The sequence below is a fragment of the Pseudomonas sp. Irchel 3F3 genome (assembly GCF_900187545.1).
Classification (GTDB): domain Bacteria; phylum Pseudomonadota; class Gammaproteobacteria; order Pseudomonadales; family Pseudomonadaceae; genus Aquipseudomonas; species Aquipseudomonas fortuita.
In genome coordinates this window covers 194,309-212,519 of sequence record NZ_FYDS01000004.1, presented here as the reverse complement: position 1 = coordinate 212,519, position 18,211 = coordinate 194,309, and the positions used below count along the sequence as shown (strand labels likewise).

Below are 18,211 nucleotides of genomic sequence, written 5' to 3'. Positions count from 1 at the left end.
TGGCAGTCCGCTAGAAATCGCCGCCATGATAACCAGTCGGGGGCCGCTTGTCCGGCCCGGTCGTAGAATGACCCCAAGCCGTACGCAGAATTTGAGTGGAGAGAACCATGAGTGCAGTCCAGAGCGTAGGTCCGAAAGACCTGCCAGCATTGCAGGAGCAGGTCGAGGCAATCATTGCCGAGGCGCGCCGCCAGGGGGCCAGCGCCTGCGAAGTGGCGGTATCGCTGGAGCAGGGCCTGTCCACCACAGTACGCCAGCGCGAGGTTGAAACAGTTGAGTTCAACCGCGACCAGGGCTTTGGTATCACCCTTTATGTTGGCCAGCGCAAAGGCTCGGCCAGCACCTCGGCCAGTGGCCCGGAGGCGATCCGTGAGACCGTTGCGGCAGCCTTGGCCATTGCCAAACATACGTCCGAGGACGATTGCTCCGGCCTGGCCGACGCGGCGCTGATGGCCCGTGAAATCCCGGACCTGGACCTCTATCACGACTGGGCTATCGAGCCCGAAAGGGCCATCGAGATGGCCCTGGCCTGCGAAGCGGCGGCGTTCGATGAGGACCCGCGCATCCTCAACGCCGACGGCACCACACTCAATACCCACCAGGGCTGCCGCGTGTATGGCAACAGCCATGGCTTCATTGGCAGTTATGCTTCGACCCGGCACAGCCTGAGCTGTGTGATGATCGCTGAAGGCGACGGCCAGATGCAGCGTGACTACTGGTACGACGTGAACCGCCAGGGCAACCTGCTGGCCGACCCGCGCAGCATCGGCGTACGCGCGGCCCAGCGCGCAGCCAGCCGCTTGGGCGCGCGTCCGGTACCGACTTGCGAAGTACCGGTGCTGTTTTCCGCCGAACTGGCGGGTGGCCTGTTCGGCAGCTTCCTCTCGGCCATTTCCGGCGGCAATCTCTACCGCAAGTCGTCGTTCCTTGAAGGCACCATTGGTCAACGCCTGTTCCCCACCTGGCTGACCCTCGACGAGCGCCCTCACATTCCACGGGCACTGGGCAGCGCGGCGTTTGACGGTGATGGCCTGGCGACCTATGCCAAGCCGTTCGTCGACAAGGGCGAGCTGGTGTCTTACCTGCTGGGTACCTATTCCGGGCGTAAGCTGGGCTTGCCAAGCACAGCCAACTCCGGTGGTGTGCACAATCTGTTCGTCACTCACGGTGTCGAAGACCAGGCCGCACTGATCCGCCGTATGGGCCGCGGGCTGCTGGTGACCGAATTGATGGGGCATGGCCTTAACATGGTGACGGGTGATTACTCCCGTGGTGCGGCAGGCTTCTGGGTCGAAAATGGCGAGATTCAGCACGCTGTACAGGAAGTGACCATTGCCGGCAATATGAAGGATATGTTCCAGCAGATTGTCGCGATTGGTAGCGATCTTGAAACCCGTAGCAATATCCATACGGGCTCGGTATTGATTGAGCGGATGACTGTTGCGGGTAGCTGATCTTTAGCAGAAATTTCAATGTCACTGAAAACCCGGCCCCTGCGCCGGGTTTTTTTTCATCACCTTTCCCTTGAAGTGATTCTATTTATCACTTAATAATGAATATCATTATCCAGTAACCCGGCGATGATGTTCATGAAACCCGTCCTGCGCGAACTCCCCTACCTGGAAAACTGGCGCTGGCTCAGCCGGCGCATTCGCTGTGCGCTCGAGCCCGACGAGCCGCGCCTGATCGAGCATTACCTGGCCGAAGGCCGCTATCTGGTGTGCTGCACCGAGACCTCGCCATGGACGGTGGCATTGACCTCTTTCCGCCTGCTGCTGGATACCGCCTGCGACCGCATGCTGCCCTGGCACTGGCGTTGCCTGTGCCTGGATCAGGCCTGGCGCCCCCTGCTGGTGTTGCGCAACCTCGATCGCCACGAAGAAAACCAGCGCTGGCAGCCCTACGCCCTGCAGTTGGCCAATTGCCGTCTGCTGCCCTCCCTTTCTCCCGATGAATTGATGCAAGGATTTGATGATGAGTGATACCCGTATCGAGCGTGACAGCATGGGTGAACTGCAGGTGCCGGCCAAGGCCTTGTACGGTGCACAGACCCAGCGCGCGGTCGACAACTTCCCGGTCAGTGGCCTGCGCATGCCGGCCCAGTTCATTCGTGCCCTGTTGCTGGCCAAGGCTGCCGCCGCCAAGGCCAACGTCGAGCTGGAACAACTGTCTGCGGCGCAGGGCCAGGCCATCGTCAAGGCTGTCGAGCAACTCTTGGCGGAGGACTTCATCCAGCACTTCCCGGTGGATGTGTTCCAGACCGGCTCTGGCACAAGCTCGAACATGAACGCCAACGAGGTGATTGCCACCTTGGCCAGCCGCGTGCTGGGTGACGCTGTCAACGCCAACGACCACGTCAACTGTGGCCAGAGCAGCAACGACATCATCCCCACCACCATTCATGTCAGTGCTGCACTGGCCTTGCACGAGCAACTGCTGCCGGCGCTGAGCCACCTGGTACAGGTGATCGAGACCAAGTCGGCGCAAGTGCATCAGTATGTGAAAACGGGTCGCACCCACTTGATGGACGCCATGCCGGTACGCATGAGCCAAGTGCTGGACGGCTGGGCGGCGCAGATCAACGGTGCCAAGGGGCACATCGAAGCCACCCTGCCAAGCCTGCAGGCGCTGGCCCAGGGCGGTACCGCCGTGGGTACCGGCATCAATGCCCACCCTCAGTTCGCTGCCGGCTTTGCCCGGCAGCTCAGCGGGCTGACCCAGGTCGAGTTTACCCCGGGGCAGAACCTGTTCGCCCTGATCGGCTCGCAGGACACCGCCGTGGCGCTGTCTGGCCAGCTCAAGACCACGGCCGTGGCACTGATGAAGATCGCCAACGACCTGCGCTGGATGAACTCCGGCCCACTGGCCGGCCTGGGCGAAATCGAGCTGCAAGGCTTGCAGCCGGGCTCTTCGATCATGCCTGGTAAGGTCAACCCGGTGATCCCGGAGGCCACTGCCATGGTTGCTGCCCAGGTGATCGGTAACGACGCGACCATCGCGGTTGCTGGCCAGTCCGGCAATTTCGAGCTGAACGTGATGCTGCCGGTGATCGCCCGCAACCTGTTGGAGAGCATCGAGCTGATGGCCAACGTCAGCCGCTTGCTGGCCGACAAGGCCATCGCCAGCTTCAAGGTCAACGAGGACAAGCTCAAGGAAGCCCTGGCGCGCAACCCGATCCTGGTCACTGCGCTGAACCCGATCATTGGTTACCTCAAGGCCGCCGAAATCGCCAAGACCGCCTACAAGCAGGGCCGCCCGATCATCGAGGTGGCGCTGGCGCACACCGATCTTTCGCGTGACCAGCTGCAAGCGCTGCTGGACCCGGAAAAGCTCACTGCCGGCGGTATCTGACCCTGCGTCACCGCCTTAGCGCCATCAGCGCGGAGTAGCAATGCCATGCAGCACTGGAAACGCACGACCGAAACAGCCAACCGCCTGTTCGACCAAGGCGAGCTGGTAGACGCCCGGGAACATTACCTGCAGGCACTGGCGCTGGCACAGGTGCTGTTCGAGCGCTGGCATGACGTTGACGAAGCGGTGGCCGCGTTGGTCATCGCCCACCACAACCTGGCTGACCTGCACCTGCGCCTGAATCAGCCGCACGAAAGCGCCGACTACCTGTGCGCCGCCCACCAGCGGCTGCTGCAGGCCAGCCAGGAGGCGCGTTTGCCCCAGGCTCTGCGTGACGCGGCCCTGCGCCACAGTGGGAGAACCTATACCGAACTGCTGAGCTTCATCGCCGAGTACGGTCAGTACCCACGTACCGAGCGCCTGCTCCACCGCCACAATGCCGGGGGCAGCGAGATCGCTGCCCGGCCGGACGTGGCGCCCAGAACCCATGCCTACGGAATTCACTGACATGCCCCATACCTTGCCTGCTTTGCCTTACGCCTACGATGCACTGGAGCCGCACATCGACGCCCAGACCATGGAGATCCACCACAGCAAGCACCATCAGACCTACGTCAATGGCCTCAATGCCGCCATCGAAGGCACCGAGTGGGCCGAGTGGCCCGTGGAAAAGCTGGTCGGTGCGGTCAAGCAACTGCCGGAAAACCTGCGGGGTGCGGTGACCAACCATGGCGGCGGCCACGCCAACCACAGCCTGTTCTGGACCGTAATGTCACCGCAGGGGGGCGGCGAGCCGCAGGGCCAGCTGGCGCAGGCCATCTCGTCGCAACTGGGCGGTTTCGACGCCTTCAAGGACGCCTTCACCAAAGCGGCGCTGACCCGTTTCGGCAGTGGCTGGGCGTGGCTCAGCGTGACGCCGCAGAAAACCCTGGTGGTGGAAAGCAGCGGTAACCAGGACAGCCCGCTGATGCACGGCAATACGCCAGTTCTTGGTCTGGACGTGTGGGAGCATGCCTATTACCTGAAGTATCAGAACCGTCGTCCGGAATACATCGGTGCTTTCTACAACGTCATTGACTGGGCGGAAGTGGAACGTCGTTATGTTGAAGCCCTGAAGTGAGTCGGACCGGTATGCGCTCTGAAGTGATGTCTGTCAGCAGTGTGCGCCTGTTTCGTCTGGCGCTTGGGACTTTGCTGTTGCTGACCGGCACCGCGCTGCTGGTCGCGCGCGGCCTTGCCTGGCTGGACCTGGAGCCACGCATGTTGCGCGCCCTGGAGGGCGGCGCATTATGCGCACTGGGGACGGCGCTGGGGGCGGTACCGGTACTGGTCATTCGCAACATGCCGGTGGCGCTGGCCGACACGCTGCTGGGCTTCGGCGCAGGCGTGATGCTGGCAGCCACCGCATTTTCCCTGATCATTCCGGGCCTGGACGCGGCCCGGTCCGTAGGTTTCAGCCCATGGGCCGCCGGTGGCCTGATCAGCTTTGGCTTGTTGTTCGGTGCGCTGTGCCTGTTTCTGGTTGACCTCAAGGTGTCTGGCGCCTCGCCAGAAGCACTGGTCGGCACTGGCAACCAGCCGGTGATTGCTGCGCGTATCTGGCTGTTTGTCATTGCCATCGTTGCGCACAACATCCCCGAAGGCATGGCCATCGGTGTGTCGGCAGGTGGGGGCATGGCCGACGCCGACAGCCTGGCCATGGGCATTGCGTTGCAGGATGTGCCCGAGGGACTGGTGATTGCGCTGGTGTTGGCCGGCGCGGGCATGTCGCGTTTCAACGCTTTTCTGATTGGCGCTGCGTCAGGCTTGGTCGAGCCGCTGGCCGCAGTGATCTGTGCCTGGTTGGTGAACATCGCCGAACTGCTGTTGCCGCTGGGCCTGGCCTGCGCGGCAGGGGCGATGCTGCTGGTGGTGACCCAGGAGATCATCCCGGAATCGCGCAGTAACGGCCATCATCGTCTGGCCAGCCTGGGGCTGTGCATCGGGTTTTGCCTGATGATGGTGATGGACACCGCGCTGTCCTGATTCATGATCAGGTTTACGCGTTCCCAGCAGGACCGTGCAGGCTTCTATTCGCCTTCGTCGAAGAAGTTGTTGATCAGCTCGACCAACGCATTCATCGCCTCGTTGTCCTGCTCGCCTTCGGTATGCAGGTGCACCTGGGTGCCTTTGCCGGCTGCCAGCATCATCACCGCCATGATGCTCTTGCCGTCCACTAGCGTGTCCGGCGCGCGCCCAACGCGCACCTGGCAGGGATAACGGCCAGCCACGCCGACGAACTTGGCTGCCGCCCGGGCATGCAGGCCCAGCTTGTTGATAATGGTGATTTCGCGGGCGGGCATCGTGGGGCGGATCCTTGGGCTAGAGGTCGCGGTGGCGGACCTGGACGTTTTTCAGGGATTGCTGCAGCAACTGGCCAAGGCGCTCGGTTATGTACACCGAACGGTGGTGGCCGCCGGTGCAGCCGATGGCAATGGTAACGTAGGCGCGGTTGCTGGCGGCGAAGCGGGGGAGCCACTTGAGCAGGTAGCTGGAAATGTCGCTGAACATGTCTTCGACATCTGGCTGTGCGCCCAGGTAGTCGATGACCGGTTGCTCGAGGCCGGAGTGTTCGCGCAGTTCAGGCTTCCAGTAAGGATTGGGCAGGCAGCGCACATCGAACACCAGGTCCGCATCGACCGGCATGCCCCGCTTGAAACCGAACGATTCGACCAGGAACGCGGTGCCAGGCTCGGGCTGGTTGAGCAGGCGCAGCTTGATCGAATCACGCAGTTGATACAGGTTCAGGTTGGTGGTGTCGATCTTCAGGTCAGCCAGGTCGGCGATCGGCCCCAAAAGCTCGCTCTCGACGCGGATCGCCTCGGCCAGCGAGCGGTTGGCATTGGTCAATGGGTGGCGTCGGCGGGTTTCCGAAAAGCGCTTGAGCAGCATGCCTTCGTCGGCATCCAGGAACAGCACATCACACTGGATATTGCGCGCGCGGGCTTCTTCGAGCAATTCGGGGAAGCGCGTCAGGTGGCTGGGCAGGTTACGTGCGTCGATCGACACTGCAACCTTCGGTTGCAGCAGTTCGGTGTTGATCAGCGCCTCTTCCGCCAGCTCCGGCAAGAGCGCGGCGGGCAGGTTGTCAATGCAGTAGAAACCATTGTCTTCCAGGACATCGAGGGCGGTACTCTTGCCGGAGCCGGACCGGCCGCTGACAATGATCAAGCGCATGTTCAGTGCTCGTTCTGTTCGTCCAGGACTACCTGGAAGAGGGCCTCGTTACTGCTGGCGCTACGCAAGCGATCACGAACTTCCTTGCGATCAAGCATGCTGGCAATCTGGCGCAGCAGTTCCAGGTGGGCATCGGTAGCGGCTTCAGGCACCAGCAAGACGAACAGCAGGTCCACGGGCGCGCCATCGATGGCGTCGTATTCGATTGGGGCGTCCAGGTGCAGCAGGGCACTGACCGGTGCGGAGCAACCTTCAAGCCGGCAGTGAGGGATGGCGATGCCATTGCCGAAACCGGTCGAGCCGAGTTTTTCGCGGGCGACCAGTTTTTCGAAGACGTCTTGCATCTCCAGTTCTGGCACTTGATCGGCGATGAGGTTCGCAACCGTTTCCAAGGCGCGCTTTTTACTGCCGCCCGGCACGTTCACGAGGGAACGGCCGGGGGTCAGGATGGTTTCAAGTCGGATCATGGATGAGGGGGATCAGCGGGCAGCTGCACCTTGCAGCAGGCTTTGCTGTTTTTCCTTGTGTTTTTTCAGTTGGCGGTCGAGCTTGTCGGCCAAGGCGTCGATGGCTGCATACATGTCTTGGTCTTCGGCATTGGCAACCACTTCACCGCCAGGAATCTGCAGGGTCGCTTCGACCTTCTGCTGCAGCTTCTCGACTTTCATGATGACCTGCACGTTGGTGATCTTGTCGAAGTGACTTTCCACGCGGGCGAGCTTTTCAAGCACATAATCGCGCAGTGGCTGGGTGACTTCTACATGCTGTCCACTGATATTGACTTGCATACAGCTTCTCCTTTATTGCCCGTGCATAAAGAGGCAGGTCTTGCACCTGCCCCACAAACGCTGTGGCGCATCTCAGGGGCTACATCAGTCGCTTGCGTTCGCTCGACGGTGCTATGCCGAGCGACTCGCGGTACTTGGCGACGGTGCGACGGGCTACCTGGATGCCTTGTGCCTCCAGTAAACCAGCGATCTTGCTGTCACTCAATGGCTTTTTCTGATTTTCCGCTGCAACCAGTTTTTTGATGATCGCGCGGATCGCTGTAGACGAGCATTCTCCGCCTTCGGAGGTGCTGACGTGGCTGGAGAAAAAGTATTTCAGTTCGTAGATGCCACGCGGGGTGTGCATGTATTTTTGCGTGGTAACCCGAGAGATGGTCGACTCATGCATCCCCACCGCTTCGGCGATGTCATGCAGCACCAGCGGCTTCATTGCTTCATCACCATGGTCGAGGAAACCGCGCTGGTGCTCGACGATCTGCGTGGCAACCTTCATCAGGGTTTCGTTGCGGCTTTGCAGGCTCTTGATGAACCAGCGCGCTTCCTGCAACTGGTTGCGCATGAAGGTGTTGTCGGCACTGGTGTCGGCGCGGCGCACGAAGCCTGCGTATTGCGGGTTGACCCGCAGGCGCGGGATGGCTTCCTGGTTCAGCTCCACCAGCCAGCGGTCGCTGTCTTTGCGCACGATGACGTCGGGCACCACGTACTCGGGTTCGCTGGACTCGATCTGTGAGCCAGGGCGCGGGTTGAGGCTTTGTACCAGCTCGATGACCTGGCGCAGCTCGTCTTCCTTGATTTTCATGCGCCGCATCAGCTGGCTGTAGTCGCGGCTGCCGAGCAGGTCGATGAAATCGGTGACCAAGCGCTTGGCTTCGGTCATCCACGGAGTGTTGGCAGGCAGCTGGCGCAGTTGCAGCAGCAGGCATTCACCCAGGTTACGGGCGCCGACGCCGGCCGGTTCGAACTGCTGGATACGGTGCAGCACCGCTTCGACCTCGTCCAGCTCGATATCCAGCTCCGGGTCGAAACCGGCGCAGATTTCCTCAAGGGTGTCTTCCAGGTAGCCCTGGCCGTTGATGCTGTCGATGAGGGTAACGGCGATCAGGCGGTCGGTGTCGGACATCGGCGCCAGGTTCAGTTGCCACAGCAGGTGGCTTTGCAGGCTTTCGCCGGCCGATGTGCGGGTGGTGAAGTCCCACTCATCGTCATCGTTGCTCGGCAGGCTGCTGGCGCTGGTCTGGTAGATGTCTTCCCAGGCGGTATCGACCGGAAGCTCGTTGGGGATCCGCTCGCCCCACTCGCCATCTTCCAGGTTGTCGGCACTGACGGTGCTTTCCTGAAAGCTGTTGTCCTGGGCTTCGGCTGCCGGCTTGTTCTCGGCGTTGTCCGCCATCGGGTCGCTGTTGTCGAAGTCCTCGCCGTCTTCCTGACGTTCGAGCATCGGGTTCGACTCCAGCGCTTCCTGGATTTCCTGTTGGAGGTCCAGGGTGGAAAGCTGGAGCAGACGGATGGCCTGTTGCAACTGCGGTGTCATCGTCAGTTGCTGGCCCATTTTTAGGACGAGCGATGGTTTCATGGCTGGGGCTTAATACCTTGTTCGCCGGCGCGCATGCGCCATCCACTACACGAGGGCGCCGGGGCGCCAGATCAAGCAAGTTTTATGCCTTAAATTGTAGCGTTTGCCTAGAGCGCTGTAACAACTTTACCCGCGGTTTCACGGCTATGTGCCAGTGCTCCAGGCGCTTCCCCTGGGTCAGAGCCGGAACTCGTGGCCCAGGTAAACCTCTTTGACCAGGTCGTTGGCCAGGATGGTCTCGGCATCGCCTTCAGCGATCAGCCGGCCATCATTGACGATATAGGCGGTCTCGCAGATATCCAGCGTCTCGCGCACGTTGTGGTCGGTAATCAGCACACCGATGCCCTTGGCCTTGAGGTGGTGGATGATCTGCTTGATGTCACCAACCGAGATCGGGTCGACACCGGCGAAGGGTTCGTCCAGCAGGATGAACTTGGGTGCGGTTGCCAGGGCGCGGGCAATCTCGACGCGGCGGCGTTCACCACCGGAAAGGCTCATGCCGAGGTTGTCGCGAATGTGGCTGATGTGGAACTCCTGCAGCAGGCTTTCCAGCTCTTTGCGGCGGCCGTCGCGGTCGAGGTCCTTGCGGGTCTCGAGAATGGCCATGATGTTGTCGGCCACCGACAGTTTACGGAAGATCGAGGCTTCCTGCGGCAAGTAGCCGATGCCGGCACGGGCGCGGCCGTGCATGGGCTGGTGGCTGACATCGAGGTTGTCGATGAGCACGCGCCCCTGCTCGGCCTGGACCAGCCCGACAATCATGTAGAAGCAGGTGGTCTTGCCGGCGCCGTTGGGGCCGAGCAGGCCGACGATCTGGCCACTGTCGATCGACAGACTGACATCACGTACGACCTGCCGCCCCTTGTAGCTCTTGGCCAGATGCTGGGCTTTGAGGGTTGCCATTTACTCGGCCTTCTTCTTGGGCTGGATCACCATGTCGATGCGCTGACGTGGCTGGGTCACGTTGCCACCACGACCGGCGGTCGCCACCTGGGACTTGGTGTTGTAGACGATCTTCTCGCCTTCGGTCGTGTTGCCCTCGTTTTCGACCTTGGCGCGGTCGGTGAGGATCACGGTGTCTTTCTGCGCCTGGTACTGGATTGTCACTGCCCAGCCTTTCATCTTGTCTGGCTTGGCAGCGCTCTGTTGTTGCTCGAAGTAGGCCAGGTTGCCGACCGAGGTGACCACATCGATGTCGCCGTTGGCGGCGCGGGTCATGGTCACGGTGTTGCCTTTGATCATCATCGAACCTTGGGTGATGATCACGTCACCGGTATAGGTGGCCACGCCTTGCTTGTCATCCAGATGGGCCTGGTCGGCCTGGATGCGGATCGGCTGATCACGGTCATTCGGCAGTGCGAAGGCGCTCGCGCTTCCCAGTGCTGCGCTCAGGCTGAGCAAAAGGGGGAGGGTTTTAACGAGCCTCATACTGTCCTCTTACGTTAGAGAGCAGGTCCATCCTGCTTTCTTTCAAATACGCTTTCATTCCTTTGCCCGTAGTCGTGCCACCGGCGCCGTCGATTCTAACGGCTTGCTCGGTCTGCGCATATTGCTTCTGCGGGAACACGGTCATGCGTGAACTGGTAATGATGGTTTCACGCTGTTTTTCGTCGATGCGTGCAATTCGTACCTTGTCGATCAGCTCGACCTCGGTGCCGTCCGGGTTGACCTCGGCGCGGGTGCTTTGCACGTGCCACGGGTATTGGGTGCCGCGGTACAGGTGCAGGTCCGGCGTGGTCACCAAGGTGATTTCGCTGGTCTTCATGTGCTCGACCTTGTCGGCGGTCATTTCGTACTGCAGCTTGCCGTCGGGCAGAAATTGCACACTGTGCGCGTTGATCGCATAGTAGTCGATGGCGCTTTCGTCGACCTGGGCCACCGGCTTGTCGAGGAAGCTTTCCGGGCTGACATTCCAGTAGCCGACCGCCGCCAGCAGGGCGGCGATCACTGCTAGCAGCGCAATATTGCGGGCTTTCTTGCTGAACATGGGCAGCCTTACAGGTAGTTGGCGTTGGCAGCGTCCAGGGTACCCTGGGCCTGCATGATCAGTTCGCAGAATTCACGGGCTGCGCCTTCGCCGCCGCGTGCCTGGGTCACGCCGTGAGCGTGCTGGCGAACAAACGGGGCGGCGCTGGCCACGGCCATGCCCAATGCCACCCGGCGAATGACCGGCAGGTCGGGCAGGTCATCGCCCAGGTAGGCCACTTGATCATAGCTTAGGCCCAGTTCGGCGAGCAGGCCGTCAAGCACGACCAATTTGTCCTCGCGGCCCTGGTACAGGTGCGGGATGCCGAGGTTTTTTGCCCGGCGCTCGACCACAGGGGTTTTGCGCCCGCTGATGATCGCGGTGGTCACACCCGAGGCCATGAGCATCTTGATGCCCTGGCCGTCGAGGGTATTGAAGGTCTTGAACTCGCTGCCATCTTCGAGGAAGTACAGGCGCCCGTCGGTGAGCACGCCGTCTACGTCGAACACTGCCAGCTTGATGGCTTTGCCGCGTTGCATGAGGTCCTGGTTCATTCCATCGCTCCTTACATTACACCGGCGCGCAGCAGGTCGTGCATGTTCAGGGCGCCGGTCGGGCGGCCCTCGCGGTCCACCACCACCAGTGCGCTGATCTTGTGGTCTTCCATGATCTTCAGGGCTTCGGCAGCGAGCATGTCGGCGCGGGCCGTTTTGCCGTGCACGGTCATGACCTGGTCGACCAGGGTGGTGTGTACGTCGATGTTGCGGTCCAGGCTGCGGCGCAGGTCGCCGTCGGTGAAGATCCCGGCCAGCGTGCCGTCGGCTTCGACGATCACGGTCATGCCCAGGCCTTTGCGGGACATTTCAAGCAGCGCATCCTTGAGCAGGGTGCCGCGGGCTACCTGGGGCAGCTCGTCGCCGCTGTGCATCACGTTCTCGACCTTGAGCAGCAGGCGACGGCCCAGTGCACCGCCCGGGTGCGAGAAGGCAAAGTCTTCAGCGGTGAAACCGCGGGCTTCGAGCAGGGCGATGGCCAGGCAGTCGCCCAGCACCAGCGATGCCGTGGTGGAGGATGTGGGTGCGAGGTTAAGCGGGCAGGCCTCTTGCGCGACGCGGGCGTCGAGGTTGACCTCGGCGGCCTGGGCCAGGGGCGAGTCCGGGTTGCCGGTCAGGCTGACCAGCTTGATGCCCAGGCGCTTGATCAACGGCAGCAGGGTGACGATTTCGGCAGTGCTGCCGGAATTGGAAAGCGCAAGGATGACATCATCGCGGGTAATCATGCCCATGTCGCCATGGCTGGCTTCGGCCGGGTGCACGAAAAACGCCGGGGTCCCGGTGCTGGCCAGGGTGGCGGCGATCTTGTTGCCGATATGCCCGGACTTGCCCATGCCGACCACGACCACCCGGCCCTTGCTGGCCAGGATCAGCTCGCAGGCTTTGACGAAATTGTCGTCGATGCGCGCCAGCAGGGCCTCTACGGCCTCGAGTTCCAGGCGCAGGGTGCGTTGGGCGGATTGAATCAGCTCGCTGGATTGGCTCATGTCGAGAAAGCAATGCCTGATGAAAAGGTCGCGATTATACGCGCAATGACGAAAACCCTCACCCCTTCGATTGCTGTAGCGAATGTCATCAAAGCCTGTCACGGGGCTGAACGACTGCTTGTCCGGCCTTGGGGCGGCACTGTCAGCGGTGCTATAGTTCGCCGCTATTCGGCCTGCCAGGGGCGCTTGTGCCTTCCTGATGGAGGCCGGCGTCCATTAGGACGAGGCTGCACTAGCAAGGAGTCTAGATGAGTGTGGATAGCGCCTACGCGGTCGAGTTGAAGGGGGTTACCTTCAAACGTGGTTCGCGCAGCATTTTCAGCAACGTCGACATTCGCATCCCGCGCGGCAAGGTCACCGGCATCATGGGGCCATCGGGTTGCGGCAAGACCACGTTGCTCCGCCTGATGGGTGCGCAATTGCGCCCCTCCAGCGGTGAGGTATGGGTTGCCGGCCAGAACCTGCCGACGCTGTCGCGCAGCGACCTGTTCGACGCCCGCAAACAGATGGGTGTGCTGTTTCAGAGTGGCGCGCTGTTCACCGACCTCGATGTGTTCGAGAACGTCGCGTTCCCGCTGCGCGTGCACACCCAGCTGTCGGACGAAATGATCCGCGACATCGTGCTGATGAAGCTGCAGGCCGTGGGCCTGCGGGGTGCCATCGACCTGATGCCTGACGAATTGTCCGGTGGCATGAAGCGCCGTGTGGCGCTGGCGCGGGCAATTGCCCTGGACCCGCAGATCCTTATGTACGACGAGCCGTTCGTCGGCCAGGACCCGATCGCCATGGGCGTACTGGTGCGCCTGATCCGCTTGCTCAACGATGCCCTGGGCATTACCAGCATCGTCGTTTCCCACGACCTGGCGGAAACCGCCAGCATCGCCGACTACCTCTACGTGGTAGGCGACGGCCAGGTGCTGGGGCAGGGGACGCCCGACGAGCTGATGGGCTCGGACAACCCTCGCATTCGCCAGTTCATGAAGGGCGACCCGGACGGCCCGGTACCCTTCCACTTTCCTGCGCCTGACTACCGCGCCGACCTGCTGGGAGCGCGTTGATGCGCAGAAAATCCTTACTCGAACGTGTTCGCCTGCTGGGCCGTTCGGCAATCGATGTGCTGGCCGTGCTCGGGCGTTCCTGCCTGTTCCTGTTCCATGCGCTGGTTGGCCGTGGCGGTATCGGCGGCGGCTTCCAGCTGCTGACCAGGCAGCTGTACTCGGTGGGCGTGTTGTCGCTGGCGATCGTTGTCGTGTCCGGGGTGTTTATCGGCATGGTGCTGGCGCTGCAGGGCTACAGCATCCTGGCCAGGTACGGCTCGGAGCAGGCAGTGGGGCAGATGGTCGCCCTGACCCTGCTGCGTGAGCTCGGCCCGGTGGTAACGGCGTTGCTGTTCGCCGGCCGTGCAGGGTCCGCGCTGACCGCCGAAATCGGCAACATGAAGTCGACCGAGCAGCTGTCGAGCCTGGAAATGATCGGCGTCGACCCGCTCAAGTACATCGTCGCGCCGCGCCTGTGGGCCGGTTTCATCTCGCTGCCGTTGCTGGCGCTGATCTTCAGCGTGGTCGGCATCTGGGGTGGCTCGTGGGTGGCCGTGGACTGGCTGGGCGTCTACGAAGGCTCGTTCTGGGCCAACATGCAGAACAGTGTTTCTTTCACTGACGACGTGCTTAACGGGCTGATCAAAAGCCTGGTGTTCGCCTTCGTCACAACCTGGATTGCCGTATTCCAGGGGTACGACTGCGAGCCCACCTCAGAAGGGATCAGCCGTGCCACCACCAAGACCGTGGTCTATGCCTCGTTGGCAGTGCTGGGTCTGGACTTTATTCTGACCGCCTTGATGTTTGGAGATTTCTGATGCAAAACCGCACCCTGGAAATCGGTGTCGGCCTGTTCCTCCTGGCCGGGATCCTGGCGCTGCTGCTGCTGGCCCTGCGTGTCAGCGGGCTGTCGGCCAGCCCGAGCAGCGATACCTATAAAGTTTATGCCTACTTCGACAATATCGCCGGTTTGACGGTCAGAGCTAAAGTGACCATGGCCGGTGTGACCATCGGCAAGGTCACCGCCATCGATCTGGACCGGGATTCCTACACCGGTCGGGTGACGTTGCAGCTGGACAAGTCGGTGGACAACCTGCCGACCGACTCCACGGCCTCGATCCTGACTGCCGGTCTGCTTGGCGAGAAGTACATTGGCATCAGCGTGGGCGGCGAAGATCAGGTGCTCAAGGATGGCGCGACCATCCACGACACCCAGTCGGCCTTGGTGCTGGAAGATCTGATTGGCAAGTTCCTGCTCAACTCCGTTGGCAAGGAACCGAAAGAAGCGCAACCGGCTAATTAAGGAGTATCCATGATTTCGATCCTGCGACGTGGCCTGCTGGTCCTGCTGGCGGCCTTCCCTCTGCTGACCCTGGCGGCGCAGTCGCCTCACGAGGTGGTTCAGGGCACGACCAATGAACTGCTGGGTGACCTCAAGGCCAACAAGGAGCAGTACAAGTCCAACCCCAGCGCCTTCTACGATGCGCTCAACCGCATCCTGGGCCCGGTGGTGGACGCTGACGGTATTTCCCGCAGCATCATGACCGTCAAGTACTCGCGCAAGGCCACACCTGAGCAGATGCAGCGCTTCCAGGAAAACTTCAAGCGCAGCCTGATGCAGTTCTATGGCAATGCGCTGCTCGAATACAACAACCAGGGCATCGTCGTCGACCCGGCCAAAGCCGATGACGGCAAGCGCGCCAGCGTAGGCATGAAGGTCACCGGTAACAACGGTGCCGTTTACCCGGTGCAGTACACCCTGGAAAACATCGGTGGTGAGTGGAAGGTGCGTAACGTCATCGTCAACGGCATCAACATTGGCAAGCTGTTCCGTGACCAGTTTGCCGATGCCATGCAGCGCAATGGCAACAACCTGGACAAGACCATCGACGGCTGGGCGGGTGAAGTGGCCAAGGCCAAGCAGGCAGCAGACAGCTCGCCTGACAAGGAAGTGAAATGAGTGAGGCCGGCGTAAGCATGGCTGAGCCAGGCGTTATGCGCCTGGCCGGCGTGCTGGACTACCGTACCGGCCCCGCCTTGCGCAAGCAGGGCAAGTCGCTGATCGACGCCTCCCGCGAGCCGCACCTGGTGCTGGATTGCTCGGCTGTCGAAAAGTCGTCGAGCGTTGGCCTGTCGCTGTTGCTTGCGTTCATTCGCGATGGCCAAGCCACCGGCAAGGCCTGCGAGGTCCGCGGCATGCCTGACGACATGCGGGAAATTGCCGAGGTCTATGACCTTGATGAAGTGCTGGCAACCTGATGGCCCGGCACGGATGATGGCCCCTCGGTCAGCGAAGCCCTCGTTGGGCTTCGCAGGCGGGGGGCTTTTTTGTATGATGGCCGACCCGTGCGCATCGGGCGCCGATTGAGGTTGAGCATGCAGGCCGTAGAAGTTAAAAGCTTCCTTGAAGAGAAATTGCCGGGTTCCCGGGTCGAAGTTGAAGGCGAAGGCTGCAACTTCCAGTTGAACGTGATCAGCGACGAGTTGGCTGGCCTGAGCCCGGTCAAACGCCAGCAGGCGATCTATGCTCACCTGAACCCATGGATCGCCAATGGCAGCATCCATGCGGTAACCATGAAATTTTTCAGCAGCGCAGCCTGGGCTGAGCGCACCTGAGCCAACTTGGCGGCGAGACTCCAATGGACAAACTGATTATTACTGGCGGCGCTCGCCTTGACGGCGAGATCCGCATTTCGGGCGCGAAGAACGCAGCCTTGCCGATTCTGGCGGCGACCCTGCTGGCCGATGGCCCGGTCACCGTGGGCAACCTGCCACACCTGCACGACATCACCACCATGATCGAGCTGTTCGGCCGCATGGGCATCGAGCCTGTGATCGACGAGAAGCTGTCGGTGGAGATCGACCCACGCACCATCAAGACCCTGGTTGCGCCTTACGAGCTGGTCAAGACCATGCGCGCCTCGATCCTGGTACTGGGCCCGATGGTTGCCCGTTTCGGCGAAGCCGAAGTGGCCCTGCCTGGCGGTTGCGCCATTGGTTCGCGCCCGGTCGACCTGCACATCCGCGGCCTCGAGGCCATGGGCGCGAAGATCGAAGTGGAAGGTGGCTACATCAAGGCCAAGGCGCCTGAGGGTGGCCTGCGCGGTGCGCACTTCTTCTTCGACACCGTCAGCGTCACCGGTACCGAGAACATCATGATGGCCGCTGCCCTGGCCAAGGGCCGCAGCGTGTTGCAGAACGCCGCGCGCGAGCCTGAAGTGGTCGACCTGGCCAACTTCATCAATGCCATGGGCGGCAATGTCCAGGGCGCCGGTACCGACACCATTACCATCGATGGCGTCGAGCGCCTGCACTCGGCCAGCTACCGCGTCATGCCGGACCGCATCGAGACCGGTACCTATCTGGTCGCTGCTGCCGTGACCGGTGGCCGCGTCAAGGTCAAGGACACCGACCCGACCATCCTTGAAGCCGTACTGGAAAAACTCAAGGAAGCCGGTGCCGACATCAACACCGGCGAAGACTGGATCGAGCTGGACATGCATGGCAAGCGGCCAAAGGCCGTCAACCTGCGTACCGCCCCGTACCCGGCGTTCCCGACCGACATGCAGGCGCAGTTCATTTCGCTCAACGCCATTGCCGAAGGCACCGGCGCGGTGATCGAAACCATCTTCGAAAACCGCTTCATGCACGTTTACGAAATGCACCGCATGGGCGCGCAGATCCAGGTCGAGGGCAACACTGCCATCGTCACTGGCGTCAAGTCGCTCAAAGGTGCCCCGGTCATGGCCACCGATCTGCGTGCGTCCGCCAGCCTGGTGCTGTCGGCGCTGGTTGCCGAAGGCGATACCCTGATCGACCGCATCTACCACATCGACCGTGGTTACGAGTGCATCGAAGAGAAACTGCAGATGCTCGGCGCGAAAATCCGCCGCGTACCGGGCTAATAGCCCGCAGGTGCAAGGATGCACCTTTCGAATTGAATGCGGCCAGGTCGATGACCTGGCCGGCAGCAGCCGCTTAAGGACCGACGTTCCAATGTTGACCATCGCGCTTTCCAAAGGCCGTATTCTCGACGACACCCTGCCGTTGCTGGCCGAGGCCGGTATTGTGCCGACCGAGAACCCGGACAAGAGCCGCAAACTGATCATCCCCACCACGCAGGACGATGTGCGCCTGCTGATCGTGCGTGCGACCGATGTGCCGACCTATGTCGAGCATGGTGCCGCCGACCTGGGTGTGGCCGGCAAGGACGTGCTGATGGAGTACGGCGGCCAGGGTATGTACGAACCCCTGGACCTGCAGATTGCCCAGTGCAAGCTGATGACTGCCGGCGTGGTCGGCGCACCCGAGCCCAAGGGCCGCCTGCGCGTGGCCACCAAGTTCGTCAACGTAGCCAAACGCTACTACGCCGAACAGGGCCGTCAGGTCGATATCATCAAATTGTACGGTTCGATGGAACTGGCACCGCTGATCAACCTCGCCGACAAGATCATCGACGTGGTCGACACTGGCAACACTCTGCGTGCCAACGGCCTGGAGCCCCAGGACCTGATCGCCACGATCAGCTCGCGCCTGGTGGTCAACAAGGCTTCCATGAAAATGCAGCACGCCCGTATCCAGAGCCTGATCGACACGCTGCGTCAAGCAGTCGAATCGCGACACCGCGGCTGACTCTCTACCGACTGCGCGCGGCTTTCGCCGTCGCGCCCGTCTATCCGCGTCATAGCCACTTTTCTCGGGTGCCCGCGCGGATGGACTGGTAGCCTAGGGTGCCTGAGC

At 61.7% G+C, this 18,211-nt stretch carries 24 protein-coding genes; 14 read left to right on the top strand and 10 right to left on the bottom strand.

Going from position 1 to position 18,211, the window contains the following annotated elements; all coding sequences use genetic code 11:
• Window positions 1–107: 107 nt before the first annotated feature.
• The 6 genes from pmbA to CKW35_RS09720 all read left to right on the top strand — a co-directional run bounded on the left by pmbA (window position 108) and on the right by CKW35_RS09720 (window position 5,376).
• Window positions 108–1,454 (top strand): metalloprotease PmbA, encoded by a 1,347-nt coding sequence (gene pmbA / locus CKW35_RS09745; RefSeq protein ID WP_095115789.1) that lies wholly within the window; start codon window positions 108–110, stop codon window positions 1,452–1,454.
• A gap of 126 nt (window positions 1,455–1,580) precedes the next feature.
• Window positions 1,581–1,982, top strand: coding sequence for a hypothetical protein (locus CKW35_RS09740; RefSeq protein WP_016485029.1), 402 nt, complete (start codon window positions 1,581–1,583; stop codon window positions 1,980–1,982).
• Window positions 1,975–3,351 carry a lyase family protein gene (locus tag CKW35_RS09735; protein WP_024717622.1) on the top strand — a complete coding sequence of 459 codons (1,377 nt, stop codon included), beginning with the start codon at window positions 1,975–1,977 and terminating at the stop codon, window positions 3,349–3,351. The genes CKW35_RS09740 and CKW35_RS09735 overlap by 8 nt, the downstream gene beginning before the upstream one ends.
• A gap of 45 nt (window positions 3,352–3,396) precedes the next feature.
• Window positions 3,397–3,858 carry a hypothetical protein gene (locus CKW35_RS09730; protein ID WP_023046947.1) on the top strand — a complete coding sequence of 154 codons (462 nt, stop codon included), beginning with the start codon at window positions 3,397–3,399 and terminating at the stop codon, window positions 3,856–3,858.
• 1 nt (window position 3,859) lies between these two features.
• Window positions 3,860–4,471 carry a superoxide dismutase gene (locus CKW35_RS09725; RefSeq protein ID WP_023046948.1) on the top strand — a complete coding sequence of 204 codons (612 nt, stop codon included), beginning with the start codon at window positions 3,860–3,862 and terminating at the stop codon, window positions 4,469–4,471.
• 11 nt (window positions 4,472–4,482) lie between these two features.
• On the top strand, window positions 4,483–5,376 hold the full coding sequence (locus CKW35_RS09720; protein WP_016485033.1) for a ZIP family metal transporter: 894 nt from the start codon (window positions 4,483–4,485) through the stop codon (window positions 5,374–5,376).
• Window positions 5,377–5,420: 44 nt separating this feature from the next.
• On the opposite strand, the gene CKW35_RS09715 is transcribed toward CKW35_RS09720, so the two are convergent.
• The 10 genes from CKW35_RS09715 to CKW35_RS09670 all read right to left on the bottom strand — a co-directional run bounded on the left by CKW35_RS09715 (window position 5,421) and on the right by CKW35_RS09670 (window position 12,434).
• Window positions 5,421–5,693 carry an HPr family phosphocarrier protein gene (locus CKW35_RS09715; RefSeq protein WP_016485034.1) on the bottom strand — a complete coding sequence of 91 codons (273 nt, stop codon included), beginning with the start codon at window positions 5,691–5,693 and terminating at the stop codon, window positions 5,421–5,423.
• A gap of 19 nt (window positions 5,694–5,712) precedes the next feature.
• Window positions 5,713–6,567: an RNase adapter RapZ gene (gene rapZ, locus CKW35_RS09710; RefSeq protein WP_016485035.1), complete on the bottom strand. Its 855-nt coding sequence runs from the start codon at window positions 6,565–6,567 to the stop codon at window positions 5,713–5,715.
• A 2-nt stretch (window positions 6,568–6,569) separates the two neighbouring features.
• Window positions 6,570–7,034 (bottom strand): PTS IIA-like nitrogen regulatory protein PtsN, encoded by a 465-nt coding sequence (gene ptsN, locus CKW35_RS09705; protein ID WP_016485036.1) that lies wholly within the window; start codon window positions 7,032–7,034, stop codon window positions 6,570–6,572.
• A 12-nt stretch (window positions 7,035–7,046) separates the two neighbouring features.
• A complete protein-coding gene (hpf, locus tag CKW35_RS09700) occupies window positions 7,047–7,355 on the bottom strand; it encodes a ribosome hibernation-promoting factor, HPF/YfiA family (protein WP_016485037.1) in 309 nt (102 codons plus the stop codon).
• 79 nt (window positions 7,356–7,434) lie between these two features.
• Window positions 7,435–8,928: an RNA polymerase factor sigma-54 gene (locus CKW35_RS09695; RefSeq protein WP_024717623.1), complete on the bottom strand. Its 1,494-nt coding sequence runs from the start codon at window positions 8,926–8,928 to the stop codon at window positions 7,435–7,437.
• Window positions 8,929–9,105: 177 nt separating this feature from the next.
• Entirely contained in the window at window positions 9,106–9,831 is a 726-nt protein-coding gene (lptB, locus tag CKW35_RS09690) for an LPS export ABC transporter ATP-binding protein (protein ID WP_003255132.1), read from the bottom strand.
• On the bottom strand, window positions 9,832–10,356 hold the full coding sequence (gene lptA, locus CKW35_RS09685; protein WP_016485039.1) for a lipopolysaccharide transport periplasmic protein LptA: 525 nt from the start codon (window positions 10,354–10,356) through the stop codon (window positions 9,832–9,834).
• Window positions 10,343–10,915 carry an LPS export ABC transporter periplasmic protein LptC gene (gene lptC, locus CKW35_RS09680; protein ID WP_016485040.1) on the bottom strand — a complete coding sequence of 191 codons (573 nt, stop codon included), beginning with the start codon at window positions 10,913–10,915 and terminating at the stop codon, window positions 10,343–10,345. Before lptC ends, lptA begins: the two co-directional genes overlap by 14 nt.
• Before the next feature lie 8 nt (window positions 10,916–10,923).
• A complete protein-coding gene (locus tag CKW35_RS09675) occupies window positions 10,924–11,448 on the bottom strand; it encodes an HAD family hydrolase (protein ID WP_023046949.1) in 525 nt (174 codons plus the stop codon).
• A gap of 11 nt (window positions 11,449–11,459) precedes the next feature.
• The gene (locus CKW35_RS09670; protein ID WP_016485042.1) at window positions 11,460–12,434 is read right to left on the bottom strand and encodes an SIS domain-containing protein; all 975 of its coding nucleotides are present in this window, start codon (window positions 12,432–12,434) and stop codon (window positions 11,460–11,462) included.
• A gap of 248 nt (window positions 12,435–12,682) precedes the next feature.
• Between CKW35_RS09670 and CKW35_RS09665 the strand changes: the two genes are divergently transcribed.
• The 8 genes from CKW35_RS09665 to hisG all read left to right on the top strand — a co-directional run bounded on the left by CKW35_RS09665 (window position 12,683) and on the right by hisG (window position 18,103).
• Window positions 12,683–13,492: an ATP-binding cassette domain-containing protein gene (locus CKW35_RS09665; RefSeq protein ID WP_016485043.1), complete on the top strand. Its 810-nt coding sequence runs from the start codon at window positions 12,683–12,685 to the stop codon at window positions 13,490–13,492.
• Complete coding sequence (gene mlaE, locus CKW35_RS09660) at window positions 13,492–14,289, top strand: lipid asymmetry maintenance ABC transporter permease subunit MlaE (protein WP_016485044.1); 798 nt, start codon at window positions 13,492–13,494, stop codon at window positions 14,287–14,289. The genes CKW35_RS09665 and mlaE overlap by 1 nt, the downstream gene beginning before the upstream one ends.
• Window positions 14,289–14,774 carry an outer membrane lipid asymmetry maintenance protein MlaD gene (gene mlaD / locus CKW35_RS09655; protein WP_016485045.1) on the top strand — a complete coding sequence of 162 codons (486 nt, stop codon included), beginning with the start codon at window positions 14,289–14,291 and terminating at the stop codon, window positions 14,772–14,774. Before mlaE ends, mlaD begins: the two co-directional genes overlap by 1 nt.
• A gap of 9 nt (window positions 14,775–14,783) precedes the next feature.
• The gene (locus CKW35_RS09650; RefSeq protein WP_016485046.1) at window positions 14,784–15,431 is read left to right on the top strand and encodes a phospholipid-binding protein MlaC; all 648 of its coding nucleotides are present in this window, start codon (window positions 14,784–14,786) and stop codon (window positions 15,429–15,431) included.
• Window positions 15,428–15,730, top strand: a complete 303-nt coding sequence (locus tag CKW35_RS09645; RefSeq protein ID WP_016485047.1) for a lipid asymmetry maintenance protein MlaB — start codon at window positions 15,428–15,430, stop codon at window positions 15,728–15,730. Before CKW35_RS09650 ends, CKW35_RS09645 begins: the two co-directional genes overlap by 4 nt.
• Before the next feature lie 117 nt (window positions 15,731–15,847).
• Window positions 15,848–16,087 (top strand): BolA family protein, encoded by a 240-nt coding sequence (locus CKW35_RS09640; protein ID WP_003255121.1) that lies wholly within the window; start codon window positions 15,848–15,850, stop codon window positions 16,085–16,087.
• A 23-nt stretch (window positions 16,088–16,110) separates the two neighbouring features.
• A complete protein-coding gene (murA, locus tag CKW35_RS09635) occupies window positions 16,111–17,376 on the top strand; it encodes a UDP-N-acetylglucosamine 1-carboxyvinyltransferase (protein ID WP_016485049.1) in 1,266 nt (421 codons plus the stop codon).
• Between the two features lie 91 nt (window positions 17,377–17,467).
• Complete coding sequence (hisG, locus tag CKW35_RS09630; RefSeq protein WP_016485050.1) at window positions 17,468–18,103, top strand: ATP phosphoribosyltransferase; 636 nt, start codon at window positions 17,468–17,470, stop codon at window positions 18,101–18,103.
• Window positions 18,104–18,211: the final 108 nt, after the last annotated feature.